Here is a 15,066-nt window from a genome sequence, read left to right as displayed (position 1 = left end):
GGGCATCAGTCGACGTCCACGTCCGACCAGCCGTCGAAGCGCCCGATCTCGGTGACCCGCACCACGGCCTCGCCCGCTTCGTCCGACGCGTCGAGGTCGATCGTGGCGGAGAACCCGAAGTCCTTGTCGCCGGCGGGGTCGGCGAAGATCTGCCGCGCACGCCAGACGCGTGCCGAGCCCGACGCGGCCGCCGCACCGGACACCCCGGTGGCCCCGGCCTCGTCGAGCACCAGGTACTGCATGGACCGGGCGTCGGCACCCGTCCCGATCTCGTCGTGCGCCTCGTAGTACTCCTCGAGCACGGCGTCCCACGCGTCCTCGCCGAAGCCCGCCGCACCGTCCAGCGCCGCGAGTCCGGCGACGTCGTCGGCGGCGGCGAGCAGCACCCGCTGGAACAGGGCGTTGCGCACGAGCACCCGGAACGCCCGCGGGTTCCCGGTGAGCCGCGAGGGCTGCGGCGGCGCGATCTCCTCGTGTTCCTCCGACGCGAGCAGGACGTCACCGTTCAGCAGCGCCTCCCACTCGTCGACGAGCGAGGAGTCGGTCTGCTTGACGACCTCGCCGAGCCACTCGATCAGGTCGTCGAGCTCGGGGGTGCGCTGCTCGTCGGCGATCGTCTGCCGCATGGTCCGGTACGCGTCGGACAGGTACCGGAGCACGAGCCCCTCGGAGCGGGTGAGCTGGTAGAACCGCACGAAGTCGCCGAAGGTCATCGCCCGCTCGTACATGTCACGCACGACGGCCTTGGGCGAGAGCGCGAAGTCGAGCACCCACGGCTGCTCGGCCGCGTAGGCCTCGTACGCGGCCTCGAGCAGTTCCGCGAGGGGACGGGGCCACGTGACCTCCTCGAGCAGCTCCATCCGCTCGTCGTACTCGATCCCCTCCTGCTTCATCCGAGCGACGGCCTCGCCGCGCTCCTTGAACTGCTGCTGCGAGAGGATCGCCCGCGGGTCGTCGAGGGTGGCCTCGACGATCGAGACCATGTCGAGCGCGTAGCTGGGAGACGAAGGATCGAGCAGCTCGAACGCCGCGAGCGCGAACGGCGAGAGCGGCTGGTTGAGCGCGAAGTTCGGCGCGATGTCGACGGTCAGCCGGTACTCCCCGTCGACCTTCTCGATCACCCGCGCGTTGATGAGCGTCCGCGCGATGGTCAGGGCCCGCCGGGCCATCGCGAGCTGGCGCGACCGGGGTTCGTGGTTGTCGAAGACCAGCGACCGGACGGACTCGAACGCCGAACCGCCGCGCGCGACGACGGAGAGCACCATCGCGTGCGTGATCCGCATCCGCGAGACCATCGGCTCGGGCTCGGCCGCGATGAGCCGCTCGAACGACGCCTGACCCCACGACACGAAGCCGTCCGGTGCCTTCTTCCGCTTGATCTTGTTCTTCTTCTTCGGGTCGTCGCCGGCCTTCGCGACCGCCCGCGCGTTCTCGATGTCGTGCTCCGGCGCCTCGGCCACGACGTCGCCCTCGGTGTCGTACCCCGCACGACCGGCACGACCGGCGATCTGGTGGAACTCTCGAGCGGACAGCTGCCGCATCTTCGTGCCGTCGAACTTCGTCAGCCCGGTGAGCAGCACCGAGCGGATCGGCACGTTGATGCCGACGCCGAGGGTGTCGGTGCCGCAGATCACCGGCAAGAGCCCGCGCTGGGCGAGCTGCTCGACGAGCCGCCGGTACTTCGGGAGCATGCCGGCGTGGTGGACGCCGATGCCCGCCCGGATGAGTCGGGACAGGGTCTGCCCGAACCCGGCGCTGAAGCGGAACCCGGCGATGGCCTCGGCGATCTGGTCTCGGCGTTCGCGTGACGCGACGCGCGCCGACATGAGCGCCTGCGCCCGTTCGAGTGCGGCGGCCTGGGCGAAGTGGACGATGTAGATCGGCGCCTTGCCCTCCTCGAGCAGCCGTTCGACCGTCTCCTGCACGGGCGTCATCACGTACTCGTACTCGAGCGGCACCGGACGCGAGACTCCGGTGACCCGCGCGGTCGGCCGTCCGGTCCGGCGCGAGAGGTCGTCCGCGATGGTCGTGACGTCGCCGAGCGTCGCGGACATGAGCAGGAACTGCGCCCGTTCGAGGACGAGCAGCGGCACCTGCCACGCCCAACCGCGGTCGGGGTCGCCGTAGTAGTGGAACTCGTCCATCACGACGACGTCGACGTCGGCGTCCGGTCCCTGCCGGAGCGCGAGGTTCGCGAGGATCTCCGCCGTGCAGCACACGATCGGGGCATCGGCGTTAACGCTCGAGTCGCCCGTGACCATGCCGACGTTCTGGGCGCCGAACAGCTCGACGAGCTGGAAGAACTTCTCGGAGACGAGTGCCTTGATCGGCGCCGTGTAGTAGCTCCGCTTCCCCTCGGCGAGCGCGGCGAAGTGCGCCCCCGCGGCCACGAGTGACTTGCCGGTGCCGGTGGGCGTCGAGAGCACGACGTTGGCGCCGGAGACGAGCTCGATCACGGCTTCGTCCTGCGCCGGGTACAGCGGGCGCCCGCCCTCGGCCGCCCAGGCCGCGAACGCCTCGTACACGGCGTCCGGGTCGACGACACCGTCGACCGCCGCCGGCAGGGCGGCGACGAGCGGGGGCTGGGTGGTGACGTCGGTCATGGCACCATCCTCCCAGGTAGGTGATGACGGACGGGAGGCGCGGGGCGGCGCCGAGCCGCGCCTCCCGTCGGTCAGACGCGACGGGAGGCGCGGCTCGATACGCGCGCATAGACTCACGTCGTGCGCGAACTCGGCTTCCTCTCCTTCGTCCCGAACCACGGCGGCACGGCCGGCGCCGCCGCTGCCCTCGAGGACGGCCTGCGGCTCTTCGAGACCGCTGAGTCGCTCGGGTACGGCACCGGCTGGGTCCGCGGGCGCCACTTCGAGCCGTTCCTGACCAGCCCGATGACCTTCTTCGCGGCCGCCGCCCAGCGGACCAGCTCGATCGGCTTCGGCACCGCGGTCCTCGGCATGCGCTACGAGGACCCGATCCGCCTCGCCGAGGACACCAGCACCGTCGACCTCCTCAGCGACGGCCGCGTGCAGCTCGGCATCTCGACCGGCATCGCGGGCTACGGCCCGATCCTCGACCCGGTGTTCGGCGCGTCCGACCGCAGCTTCCGCGACGAGGCCGAGGCGCGCGCGTCCCGCCTGCTCGAGGTGCTGCAGGGCGAGCCGCTCGGCACTGCCGGCACGGGCTACGAGAGCATCCCGGCCGGTGCCGAGCTGACGCTGCAGCCCCTCAGTCCCGGACTCCGCGACCGTGTGTGGTGGGGCGGCGGCAGCATGGGCACCGCGGTGCGGACGGCCGAGAAGGGCCTGCTGCTGCACTGTTCGACCCTGAACACCGAGGACACCGGTGCGCCGTTCGCCGAGGCGCAGGCGGACCAGATCGCCGCGTACCGCGAGCGCTTCGCCCAGCTGCACCCCGACCGCACCCCGAAGGTCGCCGTCGGCCGGATCGTGGTCCCGCTGCTCGACGACCACGACCGCGCCGTGCACGAGGAGTTCCTCACCGGGTACGCGAGCGGCATGGACGACGAGGGGCGCCCGCTCTCGGGGAACCCGCCGTTCCGCTTCAGCAAGGTCGTCTCCGGCGAGCCGTCGGCCATCGTCGACGCGCTGCTCGCCGACCCGGCCGTGCGGTCGACCGACGAACTCGTGATCACCCTGCCCGCGAACGGTGACGCCGCGTCGCACGAGCGGATCCTGCGCATCGTCGCCGAGGACGTGGCACCCATCGTCCGAGCGGAGTGATGCGGGGCATCCGGCGGGCCCGCGCCGGGGCTTGGTGAGTTCCCCCGGGAGCCCGACCGGATGACCATCTCGTCCCTGATCCGCACGGGATGGTGCACCCATCGTTCCACCTACCGAGTGGTTTGTCACACCGGATTGCGGTTGATGGACCGAAAAAGTGACGTTCGTTCACTGGTTTCTCCCAGGCGGGAAGAAGTCAACCGGTTGGCATCTGCCGGAACGAACGAATGCGTCCCCGCGCGGACGCGGGGACGCATTCTGGACGCACCAGGGCCACCAGGGCTCCATCGGCCGGATCAGGAGACCGTGTCGCACGCATGGCGACCCCGTTCTCGGTGCGCACGCCGACGGTAACCAGCCGCCTGGCGCAGATCGATGTTACTGAACGCGGCTCGGTCCTGCGCGGAAACCGGACGACTTCACGCGGATTGGACCGTCACGGTGCCGGATTCGTCCGACACCGATGCGCCGACGTGCAGCGTGAAGGTGCCGGACTCGTGAGCCCATGCACCGTCCCAGTGCGCGAACGCCCGGGCCGGGACCTCGATCGAGACCTCGGTGGACTCCCCCGCGTCGAGCCGCACGGGCGCGAAGCCGACGAGCCAGCGGACCGGACGGTCGACCGCCGAGGACTCCCGCGAGGCGTAGACCTGCACGACGTGCTTGCCGGCCCGGTCGCCCGTGTTCGCGACGGTCGCGGTGACGATGACCGCGTCGCCCTCGCGGACGGTCGGCGTCGCGGTGACGCCGTCGATCGTCCAGGTCGTGTAGCCGAGTCCGTGGCCGAACGGGTACGCCGGCTCGGTGCCCGCGCGGAGCCAGGCCCGGTAGCCGATGTGCACGCCCTCGTCGTAGGACACCTTCCCGTCGACCGGGGTGACGTCGAGCACGGGCACGTCCGCCATCGCGACCGGCCAGGTGGTGGGCAGACGGCCGCCCGGCTCGCGAGCACCGGTGAGGACGTCGGCGAGCGCGTTGCCGTACTCCTGTCCGCCGAACCACGTGAGCAGGACCGCGGCGACGTCGTTCCGCCACGGCATCTCGACCGGCGAGCCAGCGTTCACGACGACCACGGTGTTCGGGTTCGCCGCGGCGACCGCGCGGACCAGGTCGTCCTGGTGACCGGGGAACGCGAGCGAGGAGCGGTCGTAGCCCTCGGACTCGACCTTCGAGTTGGTCCCGACCACGACGACGGCGATGTCCGCCCCGGTCGCGGCAGCCACGGCCGCGTCGATCAGCACCGACGGGTCCTCGTCGCTCGGCTCGGTACCGAACTGGTACGCGAGCACGCCGCCGAGGGTCTCGTCCTGGATGACGTCGTACTCGATGCGGATCGCGACCTGCTGGCCGGCCGTCACGGACACGGGCACCGACCGTGCCGGCGGGTTGAGGAACGCTGCGCCGAGCTGGTCGCCCTCGGACGGGACGTCCTCGTCGAGCACGAGCTCGCCGTCGATCCACATGCGCGAGCGACCCGCTGCGCCGATGCCGATCCGGACCGTGCCGGTGGACGGCGCGGTGTAGGTCGTGGTGATGTCGAGCCGGTCGGCCTCGCGCGTGGGGGCGTCGCCGCCGAACCAGAACAGCGCGGTGGCACGGCGGTCCTCGACGTACAGCTCCTCGCCGTCCTTGACGAACGCGACGCGGGCGCCGGGCTCGCCGGTGCCGGGGTTGGTGATGGTGGACAGCGGGAACTCCGCGATGCCCTCCTGCACGACGGCACCGATCGCGTAGTCCACCGTGGCGCCCGGGAACGCCGAACGGATCCCGTCGAGCGGCGAGACGACCTGCGACGGCACGACCGTGGCCGAGCCACCGCCCTGCGTGCGGGCCTGCTCGGCGTTGTGGCCGATGACGGCGATGCGTGAGACGGCGGGCGCGTCGAGCGGCAGCACGCCCGTGTTGCGGACGAGGACGGTGCCCTCGGCCTCGGCCTCGCGGACGAACGCGACGCCGTCCTCGACGTGCACGGGCTGCGCGGCCACGGGCTCGAAGCCCTCGAGTGCGCCGACGCGGGCGGCGAGGGTGAGGATGCGGCGGACCTTCCGGTCGATCGCCTCGATCGGCACGTCGCCGGACTGCACGGCGGCGAGCAGCGGCCCCTCGCTCCACCACTGGTTCGGCCCGGGCATCGCGACGTCCTGGGACGCCTTCGCCGAGTCGACCGAGCGGACGCCGGTCCAGTCGGAGACGACGATGCCGTCGAAGCCCCACTCGGAGTTCAGCGGCGTCTCGAGCAGCTCGTTCTCGGACGCGGTGACGCCGTTGATCGAGTTGTACGACGACATGATCGCCCAGGCGTGCGCCTCGGTCACGGCCTTCTCGAACGCGAGCAAGTAGAGCTCCCGCAGGGCACGGTCGGAGACCTCGGTGGACGCGGTGAAGCGGTCGGTCTCGTAGTCGTTCGCGATGTAGTGCTTCGGGGTCGCGGCGACGCCGTTCTCCTGCACGCCCTCGACGTACGACGCCGCCAGGTCGCCGGTGAGCACCGGGTCCTCGCTGAACGCCTCGAAGTGCCGGCCGCCGAGGGGCGAGCGGTGCAGGTTGATCGTCGGGCCGAGGACGACGTCGACGCCCTTGCGGCGGGCCTCGACGGCCGCTGCGGCGCCGTAGCGCTTCGCGATCGCGCGGTCCCACGAAGCGCTCAGCGCCGTCGCGGACGGCAGGTTCAGCGACGGGTCGCGCTCGTCCCAGACCTCACCGCGGACGCCGGACGGGCCGTCCGACATGAGGATGCGGCGCAGCCCGATCTTCTCGATCGGCCAGGTGGTCCAGAAGTCGCGCCCCGTCAGGAGCTGCACCTTCTCGTCGGTGGTCAGCTGGCCGACGAGCGCCTCGATGCGCTCGGCCGTACTGGAGGCGGTGGTCACGTCGTCCACGGTAGTCACGGTGGTCGGTCCTTTCGTTCAGAGCCAGAACAGGTGGTCAGCGCACGCCGCGGATGCGGGACACCGAGGCGATGCCGAGCAGTCCGACGACGGCGCCGGTGATGAAGAAGCCGCTGTACCCGCCGGTGAGGGCGATCACACCGGGGGCGGAGGCGGGGACGATCGACTGCGGCAGGGCCTGCGCGATGTTCACCACGCCGAGGTCCTTCGCGTTGTCCTCGTCGGAGGGGAGCACGTCGGTGATGAGGGCGAGGTCGACGGCGTAGAAGACACCCATGCCGGCGCCCATCACGAACTCACCGACGAGCACCATGCCGAGCGACGGCGCGAGCGCGATGAGCACGAGGCCCACCACGCCGACGACACCGGCCACGGCGACGAAGAGCTTGCGGCGGCCGAGCCTGTCGGACAGCCACCCGGCGACGAGGGATGTGAGGACGATCCCCACGACGTTCCACAGCGTGCCCTGGAACACCGCGTTCGCGACGTGCTCGGACTCGACGCCGATGTCGTCGCGCAGGAAGTAGGTCAGGTAGCTCACCGCGGTGTACTGCGCGGCGACCATGAGGAAGCGGGTCAGCCAGGCCCAGCCGAGGTCGGGGTGCTTGACCGGGTTGAACACGAACGACCCGAAGACCTGCCCGACGCTGAGCTTCGACGTCGGTCGGTTGGTGAGCACGCGGTCGCGGAACACGAGCGCGTAGAGCACGACGACGATCGACCCGATCGCGCCCGGGATGATCATCTGCGTCGCCGAGGTCGAGAAGAGCTGCACGAGGAACGTGCCGCCGACGAGCGCGAGGTTCTGGGAGAGCCCGAGCAGCGCCGCGACCCGGCCGCGCTGGGACCGCGTGACGTGGTCCGGCATGACCGCGGTCAGCGCCGCGATCGTGGCGTTGTAGGCGATCTGCGTGACGCCCCACGCGAGGACCAGCGCGACGGTCGAGGTGGTCGTCGCGACGACCACGAGGCCCGCGAAGCCGACCACGGTGCCACCGATGATCCACGGACGACGCATGCCGAGCCTCCCGGCAGTCCGATCGCTGAAGCGACCGGCAAGGGGGTTGGCGACCATCGCGGCGAACGCGCCCACACCGAGTGCCAGGCCGAGCACGCCCGCCTGGTCGTCCGGCGCGATCTCGGCGACCTTCAGCGCCATGGCGACGAGCACCGGCGGCAGCAGCGCGATGTACAGGCCGAGCATCGCGATCGGCATGCCGAGCGTGTACATGAGCGGATTGCCCCGGCCGCGCGTGGGGGCGACGGCGGTCGGGGTGTCGTTGACGGTCAGGGCATCGTTGGCCACTGCAACCTCTTCTCGGGGACGCCGCCTGCGTCGGCGACTCGCACGCCTTCGTCGGCGGCTCGTGCCACCGTAACACCAAAACCAACCGGGGCTAGGTTTTCTGGGCGGTCGCCGAGAGCGGTACAGTCCTGCCATGGCACGACGGGGTTCGTACGCGAAGGGCATCGCGAAGCGCGAGGAGATCCTCACGACGGCGCTCGACCTCGTCGCGTCGCAGGGCTTCCGTCGCACGAGCATCAAGGACATCGCCGATGCCGTCGGGCTGACGCAGGCCGGGTTGCTGCACTACTTCGACTCGAAGGACGAGCTCTGGGTCGAGATCCTGCGGCGCCGCGACGAGATCGACCTGCAGCACGACTGGCACGCCCCGGACCCGGCAGCGCTGCTCGCCGCCATCGTGCGGCACAACGCCGAGGTCCCCGGCCTCGTGCAGATGTTCGTCAACCTCTCCGCCGCGGCCGCGACCGACCCGGAGCACCCGGCGCACGAGTACTTCCGCGAGCGCTACGAGCGCAGCCGCCGCGACCTGTCCTCCGACTTCCGCGCCATGCAGGAGGACGGACGACTCCGCGTCGACGTCGACGTCGAGGAACTGACGAGCGTGCTGCTCGCGGTCTCGGACGGCATGCAGATCCAGTGGCTGTTCGACCCGTCGCGGGACATGGCGCAGCACGTCGAGCTCGTCGCACGGCTCGCGATCGCCCAGGTCGCCCCCACCGCCTGACCCCGGGCAACGGGGTACGGACAGGGCCTGGTCGGGTCAGGTCGCGCCGGGCAGGATGGAGCCAGCCCGCGAGGGCGACCCGACGACGATGTGGAGTGACGCGATGACGCGTGTAGTGGTGACCGGCGGCAGTGGCAAGCTCGGGCGAGCGGTGGTGCGCGACCTCGATGCACACGGGTACGACGTGGTCCTGGTCGACCGCGTGCCCTTCCCCGACAAGCCCGAACGGGTGCAGTTCGTCCGCACCGACCTCACCGACCACGGCCAGGTGCTGAACGTCCTGCTCGGCGTCGACGACCGGTACGACCACGTCGACGCCGTGGTGCACCTCGCCGCGGTCCCCGCTCCCGGGCAGGTGCCGGACGTGGCGCTCATCACGAACAACGTGACGTCGTCGATCAACGTCTTCCACGCCGCTCGTGTCGCGAAGATCAAGAACCTGGTGTGGGCGTCGAGCGAGACCCTGCTCGGCATCCCGATGGGCGAGCACCACCCGCCGTACCTGCCGGTCGACGAGGAGTTCGCGGTGCGCCCGCAGTCGTCGTACTCGCTCGGCAAGGCCGTGGAGGAGGAGATGGCCCGCCACTTCACCCGCTGGGACCCGGAGCTGAAGATGATCGGTCTGCGGTTCTCGAACGTGATGGACGAGACCGACTACCCCGCGTTCCCCTGGGACGCCACCCCCGAGGCGAAGACGTTCAACCTCTGGTCGTACATCGACTCCCGCGACGGCGCCCAGGCCGTGCGCAAGGCCCTCGAGGCCGAGCTCACCGGGTTCGAGGCGTTCGTGATCGCGAGCCCGGACACCGTCATGGACACCCCGACGATCGAGCTCGTCGAGCGCTACGTGCCGGACATCGAGCGCCGCGCGGACATCGACGGCGTCAGCTCGCTGCTCTCGTCCGAGAAGGCCCGCGAGCTGCTCGGCTACGCCCCCGAGCACAGCTGGCGCGACCACCGCGCCTGATCGTCAGGCGGCCGGGACGAGCAGGCCGTCGAGCACCAGATCGCGCGCCGCCGGCAGCAGGTCGGCGGCGAGCACCTGCTCGTCCACCCCGGTGATCTGCGCGAGGGCGCCGACGATCGCCGCCACCGACAGCTCCCCGTCGCAGGCCCCGACGAACGCGGCGAGCGCGGTGTCGGCGTCCACACGGCGTCCGAGTCCGCCGCCCTGCACGAGCGTCATCACGGTCGGGTCGTCGTTGCCCGGCCAGTAGAAGCGCTCCTCGGTGACGTCACCGGCGACCGCGAGGTGGGCGGCGGCGAGCGCGACGTCGTCGTGCGCGGCGAGCCACGCGGCCGCGTCGAGGACCCGCGCGACCGTCGCGCCGAGACCCGCGGGGTTGGAGCCGAGCGTATCGGGGACGCGCTCGAAGCGGCGGAGGTGCGCCGCGCCTCTCCCCACGGGCTCGGCCGCCACGTCGCTCCGCAGGCTCCGCGACGCGCCGGAACCGGCCCGCGTGGGCCCCGGCCGGGGCTTCCGGACCACGACGTACCCGAAGCCGACGCCGGTCACCCGACGGTCCGCGAAGTCGTCGAGCCACGCGCCGACCAGCCGGTCGAACTCGGGCGTCCCGGGCTTCGTCCCGCCGTCCCGGATCCACGTCTCGGCGTAGGCCGTCGGGTCCTGCCGTTCCCGCTCGATGACCCAGGCGTCGAGCCCGAGTCCGTCGGTGTCGGCCCGCTCGAACCAGGACCGCACGCGGTCGAGGCCGTCCGTGCCCCAGTGGTACTCCCAGTTGCCGAGCAGCTGCGCGGTCCCGCCGGGTTCGAGGTGGTCGCCGAGCCCGGTCAGGACGGTCTCGACGAGGGCGTCGCCGACCATGCCGCCGTCGCGGTACTCGTAGGCGGGAACGCCCTCGCTGCGGGGCGTGATGACGAACGGCGGGTTCGAGACGATGCGGTCGAAGCGCTCGCCAGCGACCGGTTCGAACAGGGAGCCGAAGCGGAACTCGATGCCGTCGATGCCGTTGAGCTGTGCGTTGAACCGGGCGATGTCGAGGGCCCGGCGCGAGATGTCGGTGGCGACGACCTCGTCGGCGAAGCGTCGGGCGTGCATCGCCTGGATGCCGCAGCCGGTGCCGAGGTCGAGCACGCGACGGACGGGCACGGGGACCTGCAGGCCGGAGAGCGTCGTGGTGGCACCGCCGATGCCGAGGACGTGCTCCTCACCGAGGGCCGTGCCGAGTGCGAGTTCGCCGAGGTCCGAGACGATCCACCAGCTGCCGGCGCCGAGGTCGTCGACGAAGGCGTAGGGGCGGAGGTCCACGGCGGGAGTGACGGAGTCGGCGTCGACGCGGACCAGACCGCTCGCTTCGACGGACTGCACGCCGGTGGACGGGAACGCGGCGTCCGCGTCGGCACGACGGACCGGGAGCCCGAGCACGAAGAGCGTCGCGAGGGTGCCGAGCGGTGTCGTGTCGCGAGCGGCGAGCGCCCGGAGCGCCGCGACGCGCGAACCGCGGTGGAGCGACGCGGCGGCCTCGGCGCCCCACAGGGCGTCCACCCGCTCGACCGTGAACCCCGCGTCGGTCAGGTCCTGGCGCAGTGCGTCGGTGACGGCGGCGTCGGCGCCGATCGTCGGGAGCGTGTGCGGGGTCCCGGTGGACGCGGCGAAGTCGGCGGAGGAGGCGGAGGCGGCGGCGGCGTTCATGCGGCGCCCTCGGCGAGGTCCGTGCGCATGAGGGCCGCGGGGACCTCCCACGCGAACACGAGGTCGAGGAGCCCGGGGAACCGCTGCTCGACGTCCTCGATGCGGACGCGGCTCGACCGGGTGAGCCCCTCCTGGTGCTGCTCGAGGAGCCCGGCCTCGCGCAGGACGCGGAAGTGGTGGGTCAGCGTGGACTTCGGCCGGTCGATGCCGACCCAGCCGCAGCTGCGGATGCCACCGGCGGCGTCGACGAGGTAGCGGTGCAGGATCGCGAGCCGGATCGGGTCGCTCAGGGCGTCCATCACGACCGGCAGGTCCATCTCGGCCACGGTCGGCTGCGGCAGGTGTTCGGGAGCATCCACGGTCGCGGGCATGGACGGGACGCTACCACCGTTCCGCTCATAGTACGACTTGCGTCGTACAGCACGACTCGATACTGTACGACTCTCTTCGTACTGTCCCGCTCGCAACGGAAGGTGGCGCACATGGCGCAGTCAGCTCGCTCGGTCGCCGGGTTCTGGATCCTCGCGGCGATGCTCCTCGTGTCCGTCGCCTCGTCGGCGGTCCCCTCGCCGATCTACCCCGTGTACGCCGCGGAGTGGCACCTCACCCCGCTCATGCTCACCGGCGTGTTCGCCATCTACGTCGCGGGGCTGCTGGCCAGCCTGCTCGTCGCCGGGCGCCTGTCCGACCACGTCGGCCGCAAGCCCGTGCTCGTCGTCGGCGGCCTCGGCGTCGCACTGTCCCTCGGGCTCTTCGCGGTCGCGGACGGTGTCGGCGCCCTGATCGTGGACCGCATCGTGCAGGGCGTCTCCGTCGGGCTGCTCATCGGCGCCCTCGGAGCGGCGCTCATCGACAACTCGCTCGAGCGTTTCCCCACCCTCGCCGGGGTGCTGAACGGCGTCATCCCGCCGATCGCCCTCGCGACCGGTGCGATGTCGAGCGGCGCCCTCGTGCAGTGGGGTCCCGCGCCGGAGCAGCTCGTGTACCTGCTCTTCGGCGCGCTGCTCGTCCTCATGGTGATCGCACTCGTCGTCGTCCCCGAGCGGGTCACCCCGCGACCGGGTGCCCTCCGCTCCCTGGTCCCCCGGATCAGCGTGCCCCGGTCCTCGCGGCGACTGTTCCGCAGCGTCGCCGGATCGCTCATCGCGAGCTGGGCCCTCGGCGGGATGTTCCTGTCGCTCGTCCCCTCGGCGCTCGGCGCGGTCTTCGGCATCACGAACCACTTCGCCGCCGGTGCCCTGATCGCCGTCGTCACCGGGGTCGGCGCGCTGACCGGCCTCGCGACGCAGCGGATGGACGCCCGTCGCGCGGTGCTGATCGGCCTGGTCGCCCTCGTGCTCGGACCGATCGTCACGGTGGCGTTCGTGATGGCGCACTCCCTTCCCGGGCTCGTCGTGGGCAGTGCGGTCGCGGGCGTGGGCTTCGGCGCAGGGTTCCAGGCACCGTTGCGGATGCTGCTCGCCACCGCGGCACCGACGCACCGTGCGGGGCTGCTCTCCACGATCTACGTCGTGAGCTACCTGGCGTTCGGCGTGCCGGCCGTCGTCGGAGGACTGCTCGAGCCGACCGTCGGGCTCGTGCCGGTCATCGCCGGGTACGGGGCGTTCATCGTCCTCGCCGCGGTCGTCGCCCTCGTGCTGCAGCTCGTGTCGCGGGACGCAGCCGCCGTCGAGGAGCAGGCCGCCGAGGTGCTCGAGCGCACCTGCACCGGCTCGGTCCGGGTGTCCCCCGCCGAGTAGGCGCGACGGGCGCGGGGCTCAGTGCCCGGGCCGCGCCCGCTTCGCGCCGCGCCCGCGCACCCCGACCGTCCGGGCAGCACCGGTGTGCGCCGCGTCGACGTCCGCCTTGCCGCGGTCGGCGGCGTTCCGGAGCCACTGCGGCCCGTGCGCCTTCGCCCAGTCCCAGAAGCGGTGCAGCTGGGCACGGAGCCACGTGATGATCCGGTGGAAGAAGTGGAACTCGCTCGCGAGGATCGTCAGCCCGATGAACACCACCAGCCATCCCGGCCCGGGCAGCGGCACGAGGATCAGCCCGATCACGACGACGAGCCCGCCGACGATCCCGACGAGCACCTTGTAGAAGAGGTGCAGGTGGGGACGCGCGTGGATCCAGGCGCGGACGTCGTGGAACCACTGGAACCGCCGGTGCGGCGTCTCGGCACGTTCGACCGCGTCGGTCCGGTCGTTCGGGTCGCCTTCCATGTGCCGCAATGTAGGGCGCGCGGCTGGGAAACCGCGGCGCGCGCGGTGGACGTGCGGTGCGTCCGTGACGGCAGGCGCGTGTCGGGGGCGACCCGCGCCTCCCGTCAGACGGTGCGGGCCAGGAGGCGCGTCACGCGTGCGCCACGCACGTCGCGGCCCACGGGACGGCGGCGAGGCGCGCCTCCGGGATCGGTTCCCCACCGACCGCACAGCGGCCGTAGGTCCCGGCGTCGAGCCGCGCGAGCGCGGCGTCCACCAACCGGATCCGCTCGCGGGCGTCGTCCCGCACGGCGCCGAGCGAGCCGCGCTCCCAGGCGAGGGTCGCGCCCTCGGGGTCGTGCTCGTCGTCGGAGTTGGCGTCCTGCCGGGCGTCGCTGACGTCCCGCATGCTCCGCTCGACGTCCGCGAGGAGCCGCTCGTTGCGCGCCCGCTCCGCGACCAGTGCCTGGCGAGGATCGTCCATGCCGGCCACCGTAGTCGGCCCGGAATGACCGTGCTGTCGGATGCGTTCGTATCCACATGACGAAGATCGGGTTCCTGTCGTTCGGACACTGGCGCGACGTGCCGGGGTCGAAGGTGCGCAGCGGTCGTGAGGCCCTGGTCCAGGCGATCGACCTCGCGGTCGCCGCCGAGGAGGCGGGCGTCGACGGCGCGTACTTCCGGGTCCACCACTTCGCGCCCCAGCAGGCGGCGCCCTTCCCGTTGCTCTCCGCGATCGCAGCGAAGACCAGCCGCATCGAGATCGGCACCGGCGTCATCGACATGCGCTACGAGAACCCGCTGTACATGGCGGAGGAGGCGGCTGCGACCGACCTCATCTCCGGTGGTCGGCTGCAGCTCGGCGTATCCCGGGGCTCACCCGAGACCGCCCTCGCCGGTTACCAGCAGTTCGGCTACGTGCCGGACGCCTCCGACGAGAACGGCGGGGACATGGCCCGTGCGCACACGTCGGTGTTCCGACGGGCGATCGCCGGCGAACCGATGGCGAACGCGAACCCGCAGATGACCGGCTCGGTCGGGTCCCTGCCGATCTCGCCGCTCTCCGACTCGCTCGGCGACCGCATCTGGTGGGGCGCCGGCACCCGGGCCACCGCGGAGTGGACGGCCGAGCAGGGCATGAACCTCATGTCGTCGACCCTGCTGACCGAGGACACCGGTGTGCCGTTCGACGAACTCCAGGCCGAGCAGATCGAACGCTTCCGTCGGGTCTGGGCCGAGTCCGGCTGGGAGCGGACCCCTCGGGTCTCGGTGTCCCGCAGCATCATCCCGATCATCGACGACGAGTCGCGGCATTACTTCGGTGTCCGGGCACAGGTCGAGGGCCAGGACCAGGTCGGGCACCTCGACGGCGGGCTCGCACGGTTCGGCCGGTCGTACATCGGATCCCCGGAGGACCTGGTGGCCGAACTCGCGGCGGACCAGGCCGTGCGGGCTGCCGACACCGTGCTCGTCACGGTGCCGAACCAGCTCGGCGTCGAGTTCAACGCCCGGCTGCTCGCCTCGGTGAAGGACGTCATGCGCGAGGTGGACGCGGCGCCCGTCCCGGCGTGACGG

The 15,066-nt window shown here is 71.7% G+C and carries 12 protein-coding genes; 5 read left to right on the top strand and 7 right to left on the bottom strand.

Annotated elements, in window-relative coordinates:
- Nucleotides 1-5: 5 nt before the first annotated feature.
- Entirely contained in the window at nt 6-2,603 is a 2,598-nt protein-coding gene (locus ACEN8D_RS14425; protein WP_413399901.1) for a DEAD/DEAH box helicase, read from the bottom strand.
- A 120-nt stretch (nt 2,604-2,723) separates the two neighbouring features.
- Between ACEN8D_RS14425 and ACEN8D_RS14420 the strand changes: the two genes are divergently transcribed.
- The gene (locus ACEN8D_RS14420; protein WP_413398733.1) at nt 2,724-3,740 is read left to right on the top strand and encodes an LLM class flavin-dependent oxidoreductase; all 1,017 of its coding nucleotides are present in this window, start codon (nt 2,724-2,726) and stop codon (nt 3,738-3,740) included.
- 419 nt (nt 3,741-4,159) lie between these two features.
- Here the strand turns inward: ACEN8D_RS14420 and ACEN8D_RS14415 are convergent, their stop codons facing one another.
- A complete protein-coding gene (locus tag ACEN8D_RS14415; RefSeq protein WP_495601046.1) occupies nt 4,160-6,619 on the bottom strand; it encodes a glycoside hydrolase family 3 protein in 2,460 nt (819 codons plus the stop codon).
- Nucleotides 6,620-6,665: 46 nt separating this feature from the next.
- Nucleotides 6,666-7,934 (bottom strand): MFS transporter, encoded by a 1,269-nt coding sequence (locus ACEN8D_RS14410; protein WP_413398735.1) that lies wholly within the window; start codon nt 7,932-7,934, stop codon nt 6,666-6,668.
- Between the two features lie 133 nt (nt 7,935-8,067).
- On the opposite strand from ACEN8D_RS14410, the gene ACEN8D_RS14405 reads away from it, so the two are divergent.
- Both ACEN8D_RS14405 and ACEN8D_RS14400 read left to right on the top strand, forming a co-directional pair.
- Nucleotides 8,068-8,658: a TetR/AcrR family transcriptional regulator gene (locus ACEN8D_RS14405; RefSeq protein ID WP_083295193.1), complete on the top strand. Its 591-nt coding sequence runs from the start codon at nt 8,068-8,070 to the stop codon at nt 8,656-8,658.
- A 103-nt stretch (nt 8,659-8,761) separates the two neighbouring features.
- A complete protein-coding gene (locus ACEN8D_RS14400; protein ID WP_413398736.1) occupies nt 8,762-9,625 on the top strand; it encodes an NAD-dependent epimerase/dehydratase family protein in 864 nt (287 codons plus the stop codon).
- Nucleotides 9,626-9,628: 3 nt separating this feature from the next.
- Here ACEN8D_RS14400 and ACEN8D_RS14395 read toward each other — a convergent pair whose 3' ends face one another.
- Entirely contained in the window at nt 9,629-11,311 is a 1,683-nt protein-coding gene (locus ACEN8D_RS14395) for a DUF7059 domain-containing protein (RefSeq protein WP_413461346.1), read from the bottom strand.
- Complete coding sequence (locus ACEN8D_RS14390; RefSeq protein ID WP_070417905.1) at nt 11,308-11,682, bottom strand: ArsR/SmtB family transcription factor; 375 nt, start codon at nt 11,680-11,682, stop codon at nt 11,308-11,310. The genes ACEN8D_RS14395 and ACEN8D_RS14390 overlap by 4 nt, the downstream gene beginning before the upstream one ends.
- A 111-nt stretch (nt 11,683-11,793) precedes the next feature.
- On the opposite strand from ACEN8D_RS14390, the gene ACEN8D_RS14385 reads away from it, so the two are divergent.
- Nucleotides 11,794-13,050 (top strand): MFS transporter, encoded by a 1,257-nt coding sequence (locus tag ACEN8D_RS14385; RefSeq protein ID WP_413400161.1) that lies wholly within the window; start codon nt 11,794-11,796, stop codon nt 13,048-13,050.
- 18 nt (nt 13,051-13,068) lie between these two features.
- Here the strand turns inward: ACEN8D_RS14385 and ACEN8D_RS14380 are convergent, their stop codons facing one another.
- A complete protein-coding gene (locus ACEN8D_RS14380; protein WP_070417903.1) occupies nt 13,069-13,512 on the bottom strand; it encodes a TIGR02611 family protein in 444 nt (147 codons plus the stop codon).
- Between the two features lie 130 nt (nt 13,513-13,642).
- On the bottom strand, nt 13,643-13,975 hold the full coding sequence (locus ACEN8D_RS14375; RefSeq protein ID WP_071295664.1) for a TraR/DksA family transcriptional regulator: 333 nt from the start codon (nt 13,973-13,975) through the stop codon (nt 13,643-13,645).
- A 56-nt stretch (nt 13,976-14,031) separates the two neighbouring features.
- On the opposite strand from ACEN8D_RS14375, the gene ACEN8D_RS14370 reads away from it, so the two are divergent.
- Nucleotides 14,032-15,063 (top strand): LLM class flavin-dependent oxidoreductase, encoded by a 1,032-nt coding sequence (locus ACEN8D_RS14370; RefSeq protein ID WP_267484136.1) that lies wholly within the window; start codon nt 14,032-14,034, stop codon nt 15,061-15,063.
- The last annotated feature ends 3 nt before the right edge of the window (nt 15,064-15,066 follow it).

The organism is Curtobacterium sp. Curtsp22 (assembly GCF_059492135.1).
This window is presented reverse-complemented; position numbering and strand designations above follow the sequence as displayed.

What these genes read in the sequence shown, in the direction of transcription:
- ACEN8D_RS14425 (WP_413399901.1), bottom strand. Translation starts at nt 2,603, where the DNA reads ATGACCGACGTCACCACCCAGCCCCCGCTCGTCGCCGCCCTGCCGGCG.
- ACEN8D_RS14405 (WP_083295193.1), top strand. Translation starts at nt 8,068, where the DNA reads ATGGCACGACGGGGTTCGTACGCGAAGGGCATCGCGAAGCGCGAGGAG.
- ACEN8D_RS14400 (WP_413398736.1), top strand. Translation starts at nt 8,762, where the DNA reads ATGACGCGTGTAGTGGTGACCGGCGGCAGTGGCAAGCTCGGGCGAGCG.
- ACEN8D_RS14395 (WP_413461346.1), bottom strand. Translation starts at nt 11,311, where the DNA reads ATGAACGCCGCCGCCGCCTCCGCCTCCTCCGCCGACTTCGCCGCGTCC.
- ACEN8D_RS14390 (WP_070417905.1), bottom strand. Translation starts at nt 11,682, where the DNA reads ATGCCCGCGACCGTGGATGCTCCCGAACACCTGCCGCAGCCGACCGTG.
- ACEN8D_RS14385 (WP_413400161.1), top strand. Translation starts at nt 11,794, where the DNA reads ATGGCGCAGTCAGCTCGCTCGGTCGCCGGGTTCTGGATCCTCGCGGCG.
- ACEN8D_RS14380 (WP_070417903.1), bottom strand. Translation starts at nt 13,512, where the DNA reads ATGGAAGGCGACCCGAACGACCGGACCGACGCGGTCGAACGTGCCGAG.
- ACEN8D_RS14375 (WP_071295664.1), bottom strand. Translation starts at nt 13,975, where the DNA reads ATGGACGATCCTCGCCAGGCACTGGTCGCGGAGCGGGCGCGCAACGAG.
- ACEN8D_RS14370 (WP_267484136.1), top strand. Translation starts at nt 14,032, where the DNA reads ATGACGAAGATCGGGTTCCTGTCGTTCGGACACTGGCGCGACGTGCCG.